Below are 19,391 nucleotides of genomic sequence, written 5' to 3' on the forward strand. Positions count from 1 at the left end.
ATCAGTCAAGAAATGTATTAGTCCTCTTTAATAGATATGCGATCTATTTCTGTTGTATCTACGTCATATTCCATTAAATGATTCCAATCATCTGTATTAATTAGGTCTAGCTGTGCTTCTACAAGCATTTTAAAACGATTACGGAAGACTTTCGATTGTTTTTTCAGTTCTTCAATTTCTAGCGCTATTCTTCTCGCTTTCGTAAGTGCTTCATTAACAATACGATCCGCATTTTTTTCTGCTTCTTTAACAATCAACTTAGCCTCTTTTTGGGAGTTACGACGAACTTCTTCTGCTGCCTCTTGTGCTACAACGATAGATTTATGTAAAGTCTCTTCAATCGATGTGAAATGTCCTACTTTTTCGCTTGACGATTTCAGTTGTAATTCAAGTTCTTTTTTTTCTTTCATCACAATTTCAAGGTCTTTCATAATTTGGTCTAAGAATTCATTTACTTCATCCTCATTATACCCTCTGAAGCCTTTACTAAATTCCTTGTTATGTATATCAAGTGGGGTTAGTGGCATCTATTCCATCTCCTTTACTATCCTATCATTCTTTCCCTCTATTATACATTTAGAAGAGAGGGAAAACATCAAAATTCGAACATAATTTATAGATTATTTAATTTTTTACATCTAAACGACCAATTTGTAGTCTAATTTTGTCTTTTTTTGTACGACCTTCAATCATTAAAAGTTTAACTCTTCCCAAACCTCTTATAGAAATTAGGTCTAATTCTTGTAACTCTAAAGAAATTTGATCTTTCTCCGTCCAGTTTACTTTCACTTTTCCACTCTGAATAAGCGAGGAGGATTTTTGTCTGGATATGTTAAAAACAGATGAGATGACAGTATCAAGTCTTAATGAACTGACAGTTAAAGTTTCTGAGGACCATTCCTCCTGTTGTACAAAATAATTAGTAGGATCTTCTACTATTTCAATATGCACTTTTACTTTGCCAATCGCAGTAAAGTTGGCACGTACATAGTCTAACACTTCAGTAGCTACCACAAATTGTATAGAACCATCTTGCACTCGAATATCTCCAAATTTGCTACGATCAATTCCTAAAGACATCATAGAACCAAGGACGTCTTTATGTCGTAATGTCACAAACTTTTTAGGATATTGAACTTCCACTACAGTCATCATGAAGTCTTCTAGAGAAGGCACAAAATAGGATGGGTATAAAAGTAATCTTTTACGTTCTACTTTATCTAAAGCTCCATTCGACGCTACATCTATATCTCCATATTGTCTTCGAATAGAGTCTACAATAAATTGCTGTCTTGGATCTAAAAAATCAGTTAGCTTTGGAGCATACCGATCCTCTACTTCTCGCATCATATTCACTACCTGTTCAATGAAAGGCTGCTCTTCTCTTCTAAAATGCTGCAATACATTTTCCATATAAAAAATTCCCTCTCAGATATAGTAAAAACCTCACGAATGTGAGGTTTAAAATAAGTATACTAATGATACTATACCTCTAAGTGCAATATTTAACACAAAGATTGCAACGATAGGAGATATATCGATCATTCCAATTGGTGGAATAATTTTTCTAAACGGTTCTAAGTATGGTTCACAAATTCTTCCTAGTAACTGACCAAAACTCGATTGTTGAATACTAGGAACCCATGACATTAATATATAAATAATCAATGCATATGTGTAATATTTAACAACATAACTTAACAAAATTAAAACTATGTCCATAAGATTGTTTACTCCTCTATCAATTTAGGTCATTATAATAATAATCCGATATTGCACCAGCAACTTCTACTGAATCGGGTGCACAGAGGAATATATCTGTACCTATTCGTTGAATGTCTCCTCCTAAAGCGTACACTGTTCCACTTAGAAAGTCGATAATTCTGATTCCCTGATCTTTATCAATCCGTTGTAAATTCACAATTACAGCTTTTTTACTTTTTAAGTGTTCGGAAATATCTTGAGCTTCTGCATAAACACGTGGCTCTACTAATATAACTTTAGAAGACTTTTGCACATTTTGAATACTTACAAGATTTGATGCTGCCACTTCTTTGGAGGCAGTATTAAATTTACGTTCTTTTGTAGTAGGTTTTATCGGTTGCTGTCTCATTTGATTTTCTACTTGCTGCTGTTGTTGTTGAGGTCTTGGCTGCTGTCCTGTTGAACTTTCTTCGTCCTCTTCTAAGTAGAAGAAATTTTTCATCCAGTTTTTCATGCTCATTGAATTTCCTCCCTCTCTTTACCGACTAAAGCTGTCCCTATTCGTACAAATGTTGCTCCTTCTTCTATAGCAATTTCATAATCTCCAGACATACCCATCGATAATTCAGTACACGGGGCATACGGCAGTTTTTGGAGAGCGATTCTTTCCTGTAATTGCTTTAACTTACGGAATACATTACGGATAATATTCTCATCTTCTGTATTAGGAGCCATCGTCATTAAACCAATTACTCGTATTCGAGAATATTTGTCTAACTCACCGATAAAGGATTCTACATCTTCCATCGATAAGCCATGTTTGGATTCTTCCTCAGATACATTGACTTGAACAAAGCAATCCTTCGTTGAAGTTGCCCTTTTTTCAATTTCTTCAGCTAAACTTATTCGATCTAAAGAGTGTAAATAGTCTATGTGATTTATTACTGACTTTACTTTTCTTGTTTGAAGTGTACCTATGTAATGCCATTTAACATCATTTTGAATGGCATCTATTTTTTTGTTTAATCCTTCTGGTCGATTCTCACCTAGGTGTTGTAATCCAGCTTCAATTACTTCAACTGTTCTTTCAACGGATACTTCTTTTGTAACAGCAATAATCGTAACATCAGAAGTTTCACGATTTGCACGTGTTAGAGCCTTATTCATTTGATCTTTAATTGTTCTTAAATTTTGCTTAACATATGTCATCGAAAAACCAACTTTTCATCAATTGTTTTTGTTTATTGTATCAATGAAAGGCTTATTTATCAATGATGAATACATACTAGAGTGTATTTTTTGATACAATTATAACATCTTTACCAATTATAGCTATATTTTGCACGGCAATTTTTTTAGTTTCGCTTTTTTTATTAAAGAATGCTGGATATGAACCTTGTGCTTCTACAATAAATGAAGTAATAAATCCTGTATCCTTATCAATTTCCGCATCAACAATATACCCCAATAATTGGCCACTTGTTGCTTCTATAACTTCCTTTTGTTGCGCATCAGAAAATTTCATCATCATCCTCCTTTCCCCATTATATGAATTGAAAAATAAAAAAACGCTTTTTCATTTGAGAAAAAGCGTTTTTTATATGAGAATGTTTTGTATTATTATTCTTTCGGATTTAACTGCCCTTGGATAATAGATAATGCGCTTTTCTCTAGCCTTGAAATTTGAGCTTGTGATAAGCCAAGATCGCTTGCTATTTCCGTTTGGGTAGCCCCGTAGTATATTCGTTTTGTTAGGATTTTCTTTTGTCTAGCATCTAACTTTTGAAATGTATCTTTTACTGTAAAATACGTTACCCATTGTTCTTCCGATACATCATTATCACATAATTGATCCATCATATAGATAGCGTCTCCTCCATCGCTAAAAATTGGTTCTTGTAACGATACTGGATCCTGAATCGCATCTAATGATAATAAAATATCTTCCACTGGAATTTCTAATATTTGTGACAAATCTTCAAGTGTCGGTTCTTGTAAATTATCGTTAATATACTGTTCTTTTGCTTTCATTGCTTTATATGCGATATCTCTTAAAGATCTAGAAACACGGACAGAATGATGGTCGCGTAAATGCCTTTTAATTTCTCCAATTATCATTGGTACGGCATATGTTGAAAAACGGACGTTATGCTTTAAATCAAAATTTTCAATTGACTTGATAAGACCAATACAGCCAACTTGGAAAAGGTCATCAGCCTGTTCACCACGATATGCAAATCGTTGAACAAGACTTAAAACTAATCTTAAATTACACATGACTAGCTCATCTTTTACAGATTCTTCGCCTGCTTGTAATCGAATAAACAGTTCTTTCATTTGTTCGTGGGAAAGTAAAGGAAGCTTAGATGTATCAATGCCGCATAATTCTACTTTTGTTCTCGTCATAGATCTTCCTCCGGACTCTTTTAATAGTTCTTAATCAGTTTGTCCGAGAGAATGAACTTTATTCGAAAGGTGCGACATCCAATTTCACCCATTAGGCTATTGGTTCATTTAAAAGCTCTTTTAAATCCAATATTATTTTCTTCTCTAAACGAGAAATATAAGATTGAGAAATGCCAAGATGATCTGCTACTTCTTTTTGAGTCATTTCCTCTTTTCCATTTAATCCAAAACGACATTGCATAATATATTTTTCTCGATTCCCCAATAGATTAATCGCGTCAAACACGTGTTGTCGCTCTAACTTTTTCTCGACATCTTCAATAATCAAATCTTCACTTGTTCCTAAAATATCTGATAGAAGGAGCTCATTACCATCTGAATCAGAATTCAAAGGTTCGTCAAAAGAAACCTCCGATTTCATTCGATTCGTTTTTCTCAAATGCATTAATATTTCATTTTCGATGCACCTTGATGCGTATGTTGCCAGTTTAATACCTTTATCCAAATTAAAAGTTTCCACCGCTTTTATAAGACCAATCGAACCAATACTTATTAAATCCTCTATATTCGTATTTGTTTGATCAAATCTTCGTGCTATATAAACTACAAGACGTAGATTTCGTTCTATTAAAACATCTCGTGCATATTCATCTCCATCCATAAAAGCAAGGAGCATCTCTCTCTCTTCTTCTCTTGTTAGTGGTTTTGGTAAAGATTCATTTCCACCAATGTAGTGTACACTACTCTTCCTTAGAGAGATTATCCAAAAATAGATTCGACGAAAAAACTTTAACAACATTAACTGACACTCCTTTTCTTTAGATGATAGTAGGAAGAGCTATGTAAGATTCCTTCAGCTCCATGTGGAAATTTATCACGCAACCTCGTCATGACTATATAACCTCTTGGTAAATTTTGTTCGTTCACTTTCCACTCATCATACTTCATCCCTATGACCCATGTTTTTTCTTGTTGAATCGTAGTAATTGGTATTAATCTTAATTTGCTTATGAACTCTTTTGGCAGGTTGTCCAAGCCAACTTTTCGATCGAACTCCCAATCACAAATTGCTTGAAACAAAGACTCTGGAAGAATATCTTGTAACATTTCTGCAGCAACAAAATGAACCGGTTCATTAGAAAGTGGTTCTTTGCAAACATTCCCTGAGTCTATAAAAAGGGTTAATTCCTTTGTTTGTCCAAACAAACGGAGATGTGAGGAGAATAACAGCTCTCTTTCTGAATTAGCAATATTAATATGCAATACATGCTTTGTTAATAAATACAAGCCTCCTGTGGCAATCAAAGCGAAGTTTACAAACATGAAGAGACTGCTACTGGTGTGATAGAGTGGAGCGATAGCTGTAAGTAAACCTCCAGCAAATAGACTTGCAAGTAAAGTAAGTGCAATAGCCTTAATGATTTGTGAACGTTTACGCCAAAAAGCTATACCGATCATAAGAAAGAAAGATAAGAAAACAGAAATGAAATAGTGTGAGAATGTGACTGTAATTGTTCCTGCGATAAAAGCGGATAAAAACAAATATCTTTTTTTGTTTTCTATCCAGCCAATACGATTTGCAAATGCCAAAACAGTGTAATTAAAAAAAGTATTGGTTGCAATCATTACTTCTGCATACATAGCTTCCCTCCTTTTGATTAAATCGTAACATGTCATTTGTAAGAAAAATGTCAAATCAGGGGAGAGAAATCATTCTTTTTTTACGACAAGAAGTGCTATGTAGAATAACTAAATTTAAGTGAAAAGGGTAATAGAAGAGAAAGAGGCAAGTTAAAAATATGAGGTTTGTTATCAAATTAGTGAAAAAGTAAGATACGAAAGGCAAAGTCACTATCTATAGGCTTTCGCGCTGGCCGCACGTCCGCATGAGCCACTGTATGCGCCTGCACAGACAACTGACATCAGCCGCTGACAAACGCAAATGCTAGTGACTCCTATTAACGTTACTATTTAATGAATTTCGAGTAATGGTCTCTGTTATAGTGAAATTGGTCTCGGTTATGCTGCGATTAGTCACGGTTGTCATTGAATTGGTCTCGGTAACGCTATAAATAGTCTCGGCTGTAACTTAATTGGTCTTGTTCTGACATTTGGCGTCATTTTTAGTTAAATATGAAACTAGCTAACTCACATAGAGATAACTCTTCGCTTATCATTAACAAATTACTTCTGACGAGGCTCATGCGTATGGTGCGGCAAGCGCACATCCGACTTTAAGAATTCAAAGTATCAATAAATAATATATAGAAGTATTGAAAATTTTCATCAATTCGTGCTGACCGTACGTCCGCAAGAGCCGTTGTTTGTGCCTTTGCACACTGCAAGCGCACATCCGCGTTCAAAATTATAAGGTACTGATTTGTTTTTGTTTTTCTAAACGCACATAATAAAAAAAGCAACCACCTATTCGTGATTGCTTCTCTGTTTTAAAAAAATTAGTTTCTTCTTTGACGATTTCTTAAGAATGTTGGTATATCTAATGCATCCTCTTGCTGGTGTTGTACATTCGGTCGCTCTTGGTGTAATGGTTGATGTTGTTCTTCTTTACGTTGCTCACGAAGTGGAGGAGGAGTAGTTGCCGCTTGTTGTGCACGTGCTGCTCCAAATCCAGTATTTCTTGGTTTATTTTGAGTAAGCAATTCTTCATTGAAACCAGTTGCTATTACCGTAACGATAATTTCATCCTTTAAATTATCATTAATAACCGAACCAAATATCATATTCACTTCTTCATCTGAAGCAGAAGCAACGATATCTGCAGCTTCCTGAACCTCAAATAGACTTAAATTTGATCCGCCTGTAATATTCATTAGGACTCCTGTAGCTCCATCAATTGAAGTTTCTAGAAGTGGGCTTGAAATTGCTTTTTTTGCAGCTTCAGCAGCTCGATTATCTCCACCTGAAATACCGATACCCATTAGAGCTGCACCTTTGTTAGACATAATCGTTTTAACATCGGCAAAGTCAAGGTTGATCAAACCAGGAACAGCGATTAGATCTGAAATACCTTGAACCCCTTGACGTAATACGTTATCTGCTTCTCTGAATGCCTCTAGCATTGGAGTATTTTTGTCCACAATTTCAAGAAGACGATCGTTAGGAATTACAATCAGTGTATCTACAGCTTCTTTCATCATACCAATACCGCCAATTGCCTGAGTCGAACGTTTACGACCTTCAAAAGTGAATGGACGAGTCACAACTCCTACAGTTAACGCACCAATATCACGTGCGATTTGGGCAATTACAGGAGCTGCTCCTGTTCCAGTTCCACCGCCCATACCAGCTGTAACAAAGACCATATCAGCGCCTCGTAATGCTTCCTCAATTTGCTCTTTACTTTCTTCTGCTGCTTTCTTACCAACTTCCGGATTTGCACCTGCTCCAAGTCCACGAGTAAGTTTTCCACCAATTTGTAATCTAACTTCTGCTTTAGACATGTTAAGCGCTTGGGCATCCGTGTTTACAGCTATAAAGTCAACACCCTGTACTCCATGTTCGATCATTCGATTTACTGCATTATTACCGCCGCCACCTACTCCAATAACTTTAATGATGGCTAATTGGTCATCGTTCGTTTCAAATTCTAGCATGCTATTGCCTCCTATATTCTTTCAACTATGATAATGGTTTTGTTATTCAAAAAACTTATCGAAAAATTTCTTGGCTTTGGTAATTGCACTTTCTTTGTTTTCATTGTTCCCGTTTTGAACGGTCTGTTTTTGTTTCTTAGGACTTGGTGTTGATTCAGTTTGTGCCATTTGTGATAATGCATGGCTGCTACCAATTTTACCATAGAAAAGATCTTCTTTATAGGCATATCTTATAAGACCAACAGCAGTTGTATATTGTGGTTCACGAACACCAATATAATCCGGCGTGTATAAACGTACTCTTGTTTGTAGAATATGTCTTGCAAGTTGTCCAATACCTTCTAGCTTGGCAACTCCACCAGTAATTACAACACCACCAGGTAAGTCTTGTAGACCCATTCGGTAAAATTCTTCTAAAACCAACTCGAAAAGCTCTTCTAAGCGAACACCAATAATTTCAGCTATATATCTCTGAGAATATTGTTCTTTCATATCTGCACCAATGACTGGTACTTCAAAAAGCTCATCATCTGATGCATCATCATAGAAGGCATGTCCATATTGAATTTTAATTTTTTCAGCTTGTTCTGTAGGTGTTTTTAATACAATCGATAAATCTTTCGTAATATGATCGCCACCTACTGGAATTACGGAAGTATTAATTAAATGTCCTTCGCTAAAAATGGCGATGGTGGTAGATCCTCCACCTATATCTATATAGGCAGTCCCGTGATTTTTTTCATCTTCGGTTAAAGCAAAATAACCACCTGCTAATGGCTGTAAATATATCTCTCTTATTTGTAACCCAGCTCGTTCCACACATCTTAACACATTATGTAAAATTGTTTTTGATGTAGTCATCATGATTCCATCCATTTCTAGACGGGTTCCAATCATTCCTCGCGGATCTTTAATTTCATCAAGATGATCGACGATAAATTGCTTAGGAGCTATATTGATCAGTTCACGTTCAGGAGGAATTGACATTACTTGAGCAGATTCAATCACTCTATCTAAATCTGTATCTGTAATTTCTCTGTCCTCACGATTAACAGCGACTACACCTTTTACGTTTTGAATGTTTGCTAGATTAGCAGGAATACCAAGCACTATTTCTTGAATTGACATCCCAATCATACGTTCAGCTTCACTAATAGCTTTCTTAATGGACTGCACGGTTGCGTCTATATCTACAATGGAACCTTTACGAATCCCATTTGATTTAACATTTCCTACACCAATAACATGCAGCGAGTCATCACTCATTTCACCGATTAAAACTTTAATCGATGACGACCCAATATCTAATGATACGTACAATTCTGATTGATTCAACCCGTGGCACCTCCTAAAAACTCTTTATTTATTATTCTATTGTAAAAAACTAATAAAGTCTAAAAATTTCTAATCAAATAGTCGATATTTCATGACTTTGCGCAAATATGACTATGTATTATTTCTTTCAGACCACTTTGTCAAAATTAACCGACGTATAACCGCAATATTTTGGAATAAACGAACTCCAAAAGCAAAGATTGCAGCTAAATATAAGTCAACACCTAAATGTACTCCTAAAAAAGCTAGGGCGGCTGCTAAAACTATGTTAAAGAAAAATCCAGAGACAAATACCTTATCATCATACACCCCTTGTAAATGGGCCCTAATTCCTCCAAATAAAGTATCTAATGCTGCAAGTACAGCTATAGACAAATAATTTTCATATATCTCCGGGATTTGTATATCTGTTAAAAGACCAAGTGAAATTCCAAGTATTAGACCTAATAACGGCAACCACATTTATTTACTCTCCTCCTGGAATTTCAAATAAAAATTGTTTATTGATTGATTGATCATAAGCACCTATGTCTAAATCGGTTACCGGTTCTCCAACTACTAGTTTTAAGTTATCAATGTAAAAGTCATCTCCGATAGTCGAAGCCTCTAATTGATTATACATTTTTTTAGCGTCGTCGTAAGTGGTTGTGCCAATTTTTATCGTAAATGGAGCCGTTTTTATAGCAAGATTATTAACGGTTGTCCTTCCATTCACATCCCTTATTGCTGAAGAATAAATCATCCTTTTTCCATCGACTTCAATCGCTTTAGCTTTGAAATGATTAATTTCATTTATAAGACGAACAAGTAAATCAGGAGTTATTCCTTCAATAGCTTGTCCAACAGCAATACTTTCTAAGGATGGTTCCACAGTTATTGTTAAGCCCGGGCCATTAAAATCTTTTAATCCAATGTCTTGTTTCAACTGTTCAACGGTTTCATTCAAAGCAGTTTTGGGACTTTCGTTTACCATATTTTCATATTTATCAATCGTTTGCTCCAACACACGCACTTCCGACAATAATTCTGAATGTAATTCAGTTTCTTTTGCAAGCTCTTGTCGTATTGCCCAAACATCCCTAGTATCTCGTTCCTCAGGTTTTTGTACAGTATTGTACTGGACTGCTAACATAAAGCCAACTATTAACAAAATTAATGTAAACCGAATATAGACGGTTTTTTTCATTTATTCGGCCTCCTTCACCTTGTTTAATTTTTGTCGTCACGTAAAGCAGGCATCGTTATTCTCCCTTTTTCCTCCACAGTTACGATAATGTTATCACTTGTTAATTGATCAACAACACCTCCACCTAGATTGACAGAAGCAAGTAATACCTCTGGATCGCCTACAGCCTCAATCGTAAAAGGTGCTGGAAACGTTTTACCGTCAACTGTAATAACTGGACCTGTACAACGAATATAGGAATTTGAATGGAGTCTTTGCCCATTGATAGATACAGCTTCTGCACCAGATATTTTTAACTCATTAATGACCTTAAATACATGGCTCTCATGGACAATATAATCATTTGGATTCTCTTGTGACGGGTTATAAGCACCATCTTGAAGAGAGACTGCAATTCCTTTTCCTTCGGAAGGAATGTCACCGATTAATAATCGTAACATTTCTGCCTCATCCACTAACTCTTCAACGTTCTCTTCACTATTCACAAAAGACTGTTCAAATTCTTTGATTTCATGCTGTTTCTCATTTATTTCATCCGAGAGCTCATTATTTCTTTCTTTTTGCTCGATTAACTCTTTTTTGTATTTTTCCTGTTCATTAAAATTTACTGAGTTTTTAGCTTGTTCTTTGTTTGCAGAAGAAATACTATACGAGTATGCGAGTATAAAACCTAACACTAAACTTACTAAAGAAATTAGTACTAGTCCTCTCGAAGGTATTCTAAGGAGTTTGTTCTTCTTCAACCTCCACCGCCTCCTCTTCAACAACATTGTTATACACTTCTTTATACGGTTGGAAAAAGGAGCCAACTTCAAGATCAATAATTCCTTTTATATCTGGTTCAAGCTGAGACACGATGGATGGATAGAAGTTCATTTTTTCAGAGAAAGAAGGAATTATAGCTTGAACCTCATTTCCATCATTCATAAAAACTTGAATCGAATATGGGTCATTCTCTGTCGGCTTATAATTAATTTGAGAAATAGTTAATAATACTTCGGAGTCCAAGTTTTTTAATTCTTTTATGAGCCTTACCCTAATTTTCTCTTTATTAAAACCTGATAGGATAGGGCCATCTATTGGTACTACTTGTCCTTCAGGTTCTATAGTCTTCCCATTCTCTAGAATAATATGAAGACCTTCACCGTTTTCCTCATAACCAACTTTTTTATATTCTTTTATTTGAATTTCTACACCAGTTAACCAAGTGCGTTTAACTTTAGCAGATTCCACCCAATCATTTTGTTCTATCATTTCTGTCACTTTGTTTTCTCTGAAGCCCCACATCGATTCTCCTAGTTGTAGTGTACTTTGTTCTATATATTGTTCATCAGACAATAAAGAAGCACCACTAACTGTGATTGATTGAATCTGACTGTAAGAGGATTGAAAATATAAAACTATCAATAGTGTAGTAACGAAGAGAAAAAGTAGAATGGAAAACTTTTTATTTGTTCTTCGTCGTCTACGTTCTTTAAAGGTTGGTATTCGATCTTCAATATCTATTACTTTTTCCATTCTACCGCCTCCCTTCTCTTATAGAATCATTTGCTAAGTTTAAGATAATACCAATTATCCCCCATGTGGTAACTAAAGAAGATCCACCGTAGCTGATAAATGGTAAAGTAACCCCTGTAACTGGTAGTAAACCTGTAACTACTCCCATGTTTAAAAATGTTTGTACTGCCAATAAGGAAGTGAAACCAATAATAGTTAATTGATAAGCACGTGTTTTGGTACGCGCAGCCATTGCAAAGCCAGTAGTAAAAAATAGAACAAAAGCTGAAATAATGATGAAACCTCCGATGAAACCCGTTTCCTCTAATAGGATAGAGAAAATAAAATCATTCTGCGGTTCCGGTAAGTATAAAAACTTTTGTCTACTGTTTCCATATCCAAACCCAAACAGTCCGGCCGGTCCAACCGCAAGTAATGATTGAATCGCTTGAAAGCCAGTACCTAACGGATCACTCCATGGATCAAGAAATGATTGAATCCGATCAAGCCTATAGGGAGCCGAAGCAATTAATGCGACTAGAGCTACTATTCCTGTTATTCCAACGGTAACAAAAAATTTCAAAGGCAATCCTGCTGCAAACAGCAGGAAAAAAGATGCAACGATTAGAACGAATGCTGAACCAAAATCTGGTTGTATCATAATAAAAGAAATAGGCAGCAATAAAATTACGGCACTTTGGAAATAGATTTGACCTTTTGTTTTTTTCTCCTTTGCCAAAGAAAATGCGAGCATTCCTAATACTGCAATTTTAGCAAGCTCAGCAGGCTGAAAGTTCATAAATCCTAGCGAAATCCAACTTTGTGAACCATTTCGAACTACCCCAATACCTGGAATAAGTACACCTATTAAAAATAATATAGAAAACACATAGATGATTAACCAAAATCTAGGAAGCCTTATAAAGCTTTTGTTTCGTATAAATAAAGCACCTAAAATACCAACTATTAAATAACTGCCTTGCTTGAAAGCAAATGGTAATTGGTCTTTATAATGTACTTGACTCCAGTAGGACCCTGCTGAGTGTACGAAAAGTATTCCGACAATAGATAAAAAAAGGACAGATGCTAAAAATAGAATTGTTCTTTTATCGTTCGTTTAGTTCATCCCTTCGTTAATCTTTTAATGCTAGCACTTGTTCAATAAATTCATCTCCACGAATCTCAAAGCTTTCGTATTGATCCCAACTAGCGCATGCTGGAGAAAGTAGAATAACATCTCCCTCATTAGAAATTCTAACTCCTTCTGCAATTGCATCGACTAAGTTACTTACTCGTGTCACGGATGGAATTCCTTGCTGTTCACCAAAAATTTGTAGTCTATCAGCAGTAGCACCATAGTGTATGAGCGCCTTCACATTTTGTAAATGTGGAACTAATTCATCAAAAGAATGCCCACGATCTACACCGCCTGCAAGTAATATAACAGGTTCTGAAAAGCCTTCTAAAGCACTTTTTGTAGCAAGCGCATTTGTAGCTTTAGAATCATTATAAAACTTTCTATTTTTCCACTCACGAACAAATTGTGTTCGATGTTTAACACCATGAAATGTCGAAAGAACATGAACAATACTATCAAAAGAACATTCCATCAAAATGGCAGCTGCGGTCGATGCTAACACATTTTCTAAATTATGTTTTCCACGTAGTGCAATAATAGATCGTTCAAATAATTTTTCTCCATTCCAATATACATAGGTATCATCTGCACTTATTCCTTCCTCTGCTTTTTTACTTACATAGAAAGGTACTTTCTTTGCATTACTTTTACTAGCATAATCTTTCACAATTTGCTGCTCACCATTATAAATAAACCAGTTAGAAGAGTCTTGATTTTTAGTAATATTAAATTTTGCATCTGTATATTCTTGAAAATTTGTATGATAGTCTAAATGAGCTTCATATAAATTCATCAAAATGGAAATATGTGGCTTTAGTTGTTCTGTACCCATCAACTGAAAAGAGGATAACTCCGTGACAATTACATTTTCTTTTGTTGCTTCTGATGCGACAGCACTTGCAACAGTACCAATATTACCTGCAACTAATGGTTGTTTACTTCCTGCTTCTAACATTTCAAATATTAAAGTTGTTGTTGTAGTTTTTCCATTTGACCCTGTGATTCCAATCATTGGAGCATCACTTATTCGATAAGCTAATTCCACCTCTGTCCAAACTGGTATTCCTCTCTTTTTAGCTTCAGCAATGACAGAATTTGTGTAAGGAATACCAGGGTTCTTTACTATAAGACTGAATCCCTCGTCTAAAAGATCCTCCGGATGACTTCCACAAATGACTGTTAACCCTTTAGAAAGTAAGTACTGTGCATGTTCATTTTCATCAAAAGGTTTCGAATCATTAACTGTAACAAATGCTCCTAAATCATGTAAAATTTCGGCAGCAGCTGTACCGCTTTTCGCAAGTCCTAATACAAGGATCTTTTTATGATATACCATTGGTAATTGCTTCATTTTATACAACCTCCAAAATAACAACTAGCATTGCTGCTATAAAGCCGATAGCCCAAAATACAGTTACTATTCTTTTTTCTGACCATCCAGAAAGCTCAAAATGGTGATGAATAGGACTCATTTTAAAAATACGCTTACCTGTTGTTTTAAAACTAATTACTTGCAAAATAACAGACAACGTCTCTAATACAAAAATAATCCCTACTAGTAACAATAAAAGCTCTTGTTTTACAAGAATAGAAACCATTGCTAAGGCTCCACCTAATGCTAGTGACCCTGTATCACCCATAAAAACTTTAGCGGGGTTCTTATTGAACAGAAGAAATCCTAATAATGCACCTGACACACTAAAGGTAAAGATTGCTATATCTGTTTGCTCATATGCGAGAGCAAGCACACCAAACGTAGCAAAAGCAACGGAGGCTGTACCTGATACTAAACCATCTAAACCATCTGAAAGATTTACAGCATTTGAAAATCCAACTAACCAAAAAATAAGGAATGCTACATAAAATTGTCCTAGGTCCATTTCTGTATTTGTAAATGGTATAGAAAGTGTTGTGTCAAATGGTCCAAGCTTTAATAAGAAATATGCCCCAACTGAGATGACAATTTGACCTATTAATTTTTGAATTGAAGTTAAGCCTAAATTTCTTTTTAATACTACTTTGATAAAATCATCTAAAAAGCCAATTAATCCGAATCCAACTAAAATTATAAGCAACACGATAGATTGCGTTGTTAGCTTATCGAAGTAAAATGAGACTGCTACAGTCGAAATAATGATCGAAATTAAAAATATAAGCCCACCCATTGTAGGTGTTCCTGCTTTTTTTTGATGGGATTCTGGTCCTTCTTCTCGAATACTTTGACCAAACTTCATCCTTCTTAAATACGGGATAATTATTGGTGCAAGAATAACGGACAAAAGAAAACTAATACTAATTGTAATAATCGTTGTAGATAAAGTCATGAAAAAATCTCCTTAGTTGCGATCAACTATCAATAAATTTACTATAGTTAATTATTTTGTGTAGACATGTATTTTTCCGTCTAATGGAATTAAACTGTTTTCCTTTGGTAATTGTGAAAGTATTTCTTCCCCATCACCATGCCAAACAATTGTAAATGGATACATATAAGATGTTATCTCTTTTTTCTTTATTCCTACTAAGTTTGGTACACGAACTTGTTGGATATCCCCCCAACGATATTCTTTTTCAAGTTGCTTACCACCTGCAGTAACTTCCAGTGAGTCCTCAATGATTTGACCTACTATAGGTGCGGCAATAACTCCACCAAATTGTGTACTATGCTTAGGATTATCAATGGCAACATAAACGATTAACTCTGGATCATCCGCAGGAGCAAATCCTATAAATGAAACGATATATTCACCGTCCATATATCTACCATTTTGTACTTTTTGAGCTGTTCCAGTTTTTCCGCCAATTCGCAATTGATCACGATAAGCATTTCGGCCAGAACCTTCCGCTACAACATGTTCGAGCGCTTCTCGAACCTTCGCTGATGTTTCCTCACTAATTACCTGGTGTTTCATATCTGGCTCAGAAGTAGATAAAATTTCGTTCGTTTCGCCGTCTAAAATATTTTTTATAATAAACGGTTTAAATAATTTTCCGCCGTTTATAGCAGCAGCAACAGCTTGAACCTGCTGTATTGGTGTTACAGAAATACCTTGACCAAACGATGTGGTGGCATGCTCTACCGGTCCATAAGCTTCCTTACTAAAAAGAATTCCTGTCGATTCACCAGCCATTCCTGACCCTGTTGATTGCCCGAAGCCAAATTTTCGTATGTAATCCGAAAGTTTTTCCGGCCCTACTCTTCTTCCTAGTTCAATAAAACCTGGGTTACAGGAGTTCTCCACAACTTCCAAGAAGGTTTGATTTCCATGTCCAGATCTCTTCCAGCATCTTAGTCGTGATCCCTCTATCATTGTATAGCCAGCATCATGAAAATGATCATCTTCCAAATCGACTACCTTTTCTTCTAATGCTGCGCTCAATGTAATAATTTTAAAGGTAGATCCAGGCTCGAAAGTCATCCAAACTGGTAAATTACGATTATAAATAGTAGAGTCAACTTCCTGATAAGACGATGGGTCAAAATTTGGGGCAGAAGAAAGAGCAAGAATTTCTCCATTTTTCGGATTCATCACAATCGCAATCGCCTGTGTTGCTTCGTATTTTTGCATTGCTTGTGAAAGTTCTCTTTCAACAACCTGTTGGATTTTCATATCGATGGTCAGTTGAACATGATTACCCGAAACTCCATTTTTCCATCCATCATCCACATGGGGAAGCGGAACTCCTTTTGCATCTGTAAACATTCGAATCGCTGATTGCTTTCCTTTTAAAACAGAATCGTATTGATATTCAATTCCTGCTAGCCCTTGAGCATCATAACCTGTAAAACCTATTAATCTTGAAAGCATATTACCATTTGGATAGTCTCGTATATAATCGATACCCGCATATAGTCCCGGAATATTTTTATCCTGGATTTGCATCGCAAGTTCGGAACTAATATTTTTCCCATGTGGTGCAATTTTTACTAAGTAATCTCTTTTATTGAGTTGTTCAAATAATTTTGCTTCCTCCATATTTAAAAGTGGAGCAATTTCTTTGGCTACTTTTTCTGGTTCATCGTTTTGTGAAGGCATGTAAAATAATGTAGGAGAAAGCTTATTTCCGACAATTACCTCTCCATTCCTATCCAATATATTCCCCCGAAGCGATGCGTAAGGAAGCTCACGATCCCAACTCTCTTTTGCTTTCGTTGTCAATTCATCAAACTGAAAAAATTGAAGCTGCACTAACTTCAACACAACAGCTAAAAACAATAAAATCATCAATACCCAAATAACACGGAGACGCAAAACTTGTTTTACTTTAGAAATTACACTTTCCCCTTTTATTCGTTTTAGATAACGTATGAGAAAATGACAAAAACTATTCTATCACTCCATTAGTCTTGGGGTGGTTCTTCCATAGATTCCTCTAATTCAGGTACGATTTTTGTTTCTTCTGGTGTCGACAAGTGAACAACAACAGGAGTATCTTTTGAAACAATAGATCCAGCAGTTAAACTTTGGCTTGTTACATAACCTTCACCTGAAATTTCAATTGGTATATTTGATAATGATTTATAAATCATAATATTACGTTTGGACCATCCGGTGAAGTTAGGAAGTTCAATGTCTCCCTCACCTTTTATATAAACTGTACCTTTGGCTAAAATCGAAGTTCCTGCGGCTGGGAATTGCTCTTTCACGTTTTCCGACTGTCCAATTATAACAGTTTTTAAGCCTTGTGACTCTAGTGTAGTCTGACTTTCCATCATATTTTGCCCGACAATATTTGGCATTTTTATGGAAGAGGCAAGTTCCAGATTTTCAGGTTGAATATTTAAGTATTTTAAGCTGTTTTCTGTTACAGAATTAAAAATGTCTGAAGTAGGCTCTGATCCTACTTCGGTGTCTTTCAATTGCGGTTTGTGGACAGCAACATAGACAATAAGTTGTGGATCTTCGACAGGTGCCAACCCTAAAAAGGAATATAAAAACAAATTACGACCCCAAAAATATCCACCCTCAGGGTTTGCAATTTGAGCGGTACCTGTTTTCCCAGCAGTAGTATAATCGTCTAATTTAAACCGTTGAGCAGTCCCTTTTTCCGATGTAACCGTACTTGCTAAAATTTCTTTCACCTGCTCTGCAGTCTTTTCGGATATTGGAGATTCCTTTTCAACTGGTTTGTGATCGCTAACTAGCTTTCCTGTGCTTGGATCTACAATTTTATCTATCACATATGGCTGCATCATTTTACCTTTATTTGCAATGGCAGTCATGGCTTGAACAAGCTGAATTGGTGTAACAGTAGTCCCTTGACCATAAGTGGTAGTTACCCTATTAATAGGATACTTATCACTAACCGTCCCAGTCGCTTCATGTGGCAAATCAATCCCTGTTTTTTCTCCAAATCCAAATCGATGAATATAATCTATAAAAGTCTCATCTCCGATTCTATTTAACAAGTAAGCCATCGACACATTGGAAGAGCGTTGAAAACCTTCTAAGTAAGAAATAGTGCCCCATCCATATACGTTGTGATCACGTATTGTTCGATCATATACTGTATAGGATCCAGATTTATACGTGGCATTCGGCTCCCATACTCCTTCTTCAATTGCTGATGCTAACGTGAAAATTTTCATCGTTGAGCCAGGTTCAATCGTTTGTTCAATTGCTTCATTTAGCCAGTTCGTAGATAATCCTTCTCTCGTATTCGGCTCGAAGGTAGGTCTTTGCGACATAGCAAGAATTTCTCCTGTTTTAGGATTCGCAACAATAGCGGTCATTTTTTCAGGATTATACTTTTCTTCTGCTTTGTTAAGTGCATCTTCTAAGAAGTTTTGTATTGTTTTATCAATCGTTAAATGAATATTGTCTCCATCTTTCGGATTCGTTATCATTTTTTCAGCATTTGGCAATAAAAAGCCTTTCGTATCACTCTTAAAATTTACTTTTCCAGGCGTTCCGGTTAATTCTTCATCATAAATATACTCCAAGCCCATCTTTCCTACCGCTACAGCTTCGCCATCTTCATTTTCTTCTTTTAAGGCGAAACCAATTAGATGCGAGGCAAATTGCCCATTTGGATAAAGTCTTTTCATATCTTGAACAAAAATTATTCCTGGTAGATTGTTATTTTTAATTTCTGTCATTACTTTATAGCTAATATCCCTACCAGCTTTTCCGAACTCCACTTGATATTTACCTGCTTTTATATATTTGTTTAGCACCTCCAATATATCTTGCTCTGGCATATCAATATATTCAGCTAACACTTTCGCAGTTTTTTCAGGATCTACTACATGCCGTGGTGCACTACTGTTATTGGTAGCTTCAGGACTTATAACTGCAATAATTTTATAACTTAGCGTATCTTCTACAATAATATCTCCGTTACGGTCTACAATTTTACCTCTACTTGCTGGAATCACTTGTTCTCTACTATACTTAGAGTCTGCTTTTGTAGATAACACTTGTCCTTCTGCAGTCCCCGTAACTTGAATAAACACAAATCGGCTTAACAATAGAAAAAAGAGCCCTCCATAAAGTAAAAACATTAGAAA

At 35.7% G+C, this 19,391-nt stretch carries 20 protein-coding genes; all 20 read right to left on the reverse strand.

Going from position 1 to position 19,391, the window contains the following annotated elements:
• Positions 1–17: 17 nt before the first annotated feature.
• The gene (locus PGC35_RS00230) at positions 18–527 is read right to left on the reverse strand and encodes a DivIVA domain-containing protein (protein ID WP_053590082.1); all 510 of its coding nucleotides are present in this window, start codon (positions 525–527) and stop codon (positions 18–20) included.
• A gap of 97 nt (positions 528–624) precedes the next feature.
• Entirely contained in the window at positions 625–1,413 is a 789-nt protein-coding gene (locus tag PGC35_RS00235) for a YlmH family RNA-binding protein (protein WP_275790251.1), read from the reverse strand.
• Positions 1,414–1,461: 48 nt separating this feature from the next.
• Positions 1,462–1,722 carry a YggT family protein gene (locus tag PGC35_RS00240; RefSeq protein WP_053590084.1) on the reverse strand — a complete coding sequence of 87 codons (261 nt, stop codon included), beginning with the start codon at positions 1,720–1,722 and terminating at the stop codon, positions 1,462–1,464.
• Between the two features lie 19 nt (positions 1,723–1,741).
• Positions 1,742–2,224 carry a cell division protein SepF gene (locus tag PGC35_RS00245; RefSeq protein ID WP_056827369.1) on the reverse strand — a complete coding sequence of 161 codons (483 nt, stop codon included), beginning with the start codon at positions 2,222–2,224 and terminating at the stop codon, positions 1,742–1,744.
• The gene (locus PGC35_RS00250) at positions 2,221–2,913 is read right to left on the reverse strand and encodes a YggS family pyridoxal phosphate-dependent enzyme (RefSeq protein WP_275790256.1); all 693 of its coding nucleotides are present in this window, start codon (positions 2,911–2,913) and stop codon (positions 2,221–2,223) included. Before PGC35_RS00250 ends, PGC35_RS00245 begins: the two co-directional genes overlap by 4 nt.
• Before the next feature lie 76 nt (positions 2,914–2,989).
• Positions 2,990–3,229 (reverse strand): PRC-barrel domain-containing protein, encoded by a 240-nt coding sequence (locus PGC35_RS00255; protein ID WP_053590087.1) that lies wholly within the window; start codon positions 3,227–3,229, stop codon positions 2,990–2,992.
• 95 nt (positions 3,230–3,324) lie between these two features.
• Positions 3,325–4,110, reverse strand: a complete 786-nt coding sequence (gene sigG / locus PGC35_RS00260; RefSeq protein ID WP_053590088.1) for an RNA polymerase sporulation sigma factor SigG — start codon at positions 4,108–4,110, stop codon at positions 3,325–3,327.
• Between the two features lie 91 nt (positions 4,111–4,201).
• Positions 4,202–4,909 (reverse strand): RNA polymerase sporulation sigma factor SigE, encoded by a 708-nt coding sequence (gene sigE, locus PGC35_RS00265; protein ID WP_053590089.1) that lies wholly within the window; start codon positions 4,907–4,909, stop codon positions 4,202–4,204.
• Positions 4,909–5,751: a sigma-E processing peptidase SpoIIGA gene (locus PGC35_RS00270; protein WP_375217767.1), complete on the reverse strand. Its 843-nt coding sequence runs from the start codon at positions 5,749–5,751 to the stop codon at positions 4,909–4,911. The genes sigE and PGC35_RS00270 overlap by 1 nt, the downstream gene beginning before the upstream one ends.
• Positions 5,752–6,566: 815 nt before the next feature.
• On the reverse strand, positions 6,567–7,724 hold the full coding sequence (ftsZ, locus tag PGC35_RS00275; protein WP_056827375.1) for a cell division protein FtsZ: 1,158 nt from the start codon (positions 7,722–7,724) through the stop codon (positions 6,567–6,569).
• Positions 7,725–7,766: 42 nt separating this feature from the next.
• A complete protein-coding gene (ftsA, locus tag PGC35_RS00280) occupies positions 7,767–9,059 on the reverse strand; it encodes a cell division protein FtsA (RefSeq protein WP_056827377.1) in 1,293 nt (430 codons plus the stop codon).
• Between the two features lie 111 nt (positions 9,060–9,170).
• On the reverse strand, positions 9,171–9,521 hold the full coding sequence (locus tag PGC35_RS00285; protein ID WP_053590094.1) for a small basic family protein: 351 nt from the start codon (positions 9,519–9,521) through the stop codon (positions 9,171–9,173).
• 4 nt (positions 9,522–9,525) lie between these two features.
• Positions 9,526–10,245, reverse strand: a complete 720-nt coding sequence (locus tag PGC35_RS00290) for a DUF881 domain-containing protein (protein WP_056827379.1) — start codon at positions 10,243–10,245, stop codon at positions 9,526–9,528.
• 23 nt (positions 10,246–10,268) lie between these two features.
• Positions 10,269–10,988, reverse strand: coding sequence for a DUF881 domain-containing protein (locus PGC35_RS00295; RefSeq protein WP_053590096.1), 720 nt, complete (start codon positions 10,986–10,988; stop codon positions 10,269–10,271).
• Positions 10,966–11,763 (reverse strand): cell division protein FtsQ/DivIB, encoded by a 798-nt coding sequence (locus PGC35_RS00300; RefSeq protein ID WP_053590097.1) that lies wholly within the window; start codon positions 11,761–11,763, stop codon positions 10,966–10,968. Before PGC35_RS00300 ends, PGC35_RS00295 begins: the two co-directional genes overlap by 23 nt.
• A gap of 1 nt (position 11,764) precedes the next feature.
• Positions 11,765–12,841, reverse strand: coding sequence for an FtsW/RodA/SpoVE family cell cycle protein (locus PGC35_RS00305; protein WP_275790332.1), 1,077 nt, complete (start codon positions 12,839–12,841; stop codon positions 11,765–11,767).
• A gap of 34 nt (positions 12,842–12,875) precedes the next feature.
• Positions 12,876–14,231 carry a UDP-N-acetylmuramoyl-L-alanine--D-glutamate ligase gene (murD, locus tag PGC35_RS00310; RefSeq protein WP_375217768.1) on the reverse strand — a complete coding sequence of 452 codons (1,356 nt, stop codon included), beginning with the start codon at positions 14,229–14,231 and terminating at the stop codon, positions 12,876–12,878.
• 1 nt (position 14,232) lies between these two features.
• Complete coding sequence (mraY, locus tag PGC35_RS00315) at positions 14,233–15,204, reverse strand: phospho-N-acetylmuramoyl-pentapeptide-transferase (RefSeq protein WP_053590099.1); 972 nt, start codon at positions 15,202–15,204, stop codon at positions 14,233–14,235.
• Positions 15,205–15,255: 51 nt separating this feature from the next.
• Entirely contained in the window at positions 15,256–17,106 is a 1,851-nt protein-coding gene (locus tag PGC35_RS00320) for a penicillin-binding transpeptidase domain-containing protein (protein ID WP_056829050.1), read from the reverse strand.
• A gap of 116 nt (positions 17,107–17,222) precedes the next feature.
• A complete protein-coding gene (locus tag PGC35_RS00325; protein WP_375217769.1) occupies positions 17,223–19,385 on the reverse strand; it encodes a penicillin-binding transpeptidase domain-containing protein in 2,163 nt (720 codons plus the stop codon).
• Between the last annotated feature and the right edge of the window lie 6 nt (positions 19,386–19,391).

The organism is Psychrobacillus sp. PGGUH221 (assembly GCF_042055255.1).
Lineage (GTDB): Bacteria > Bacillota > Bacilli > Bacillales_A > Planococcaceae > Psychrobacillus.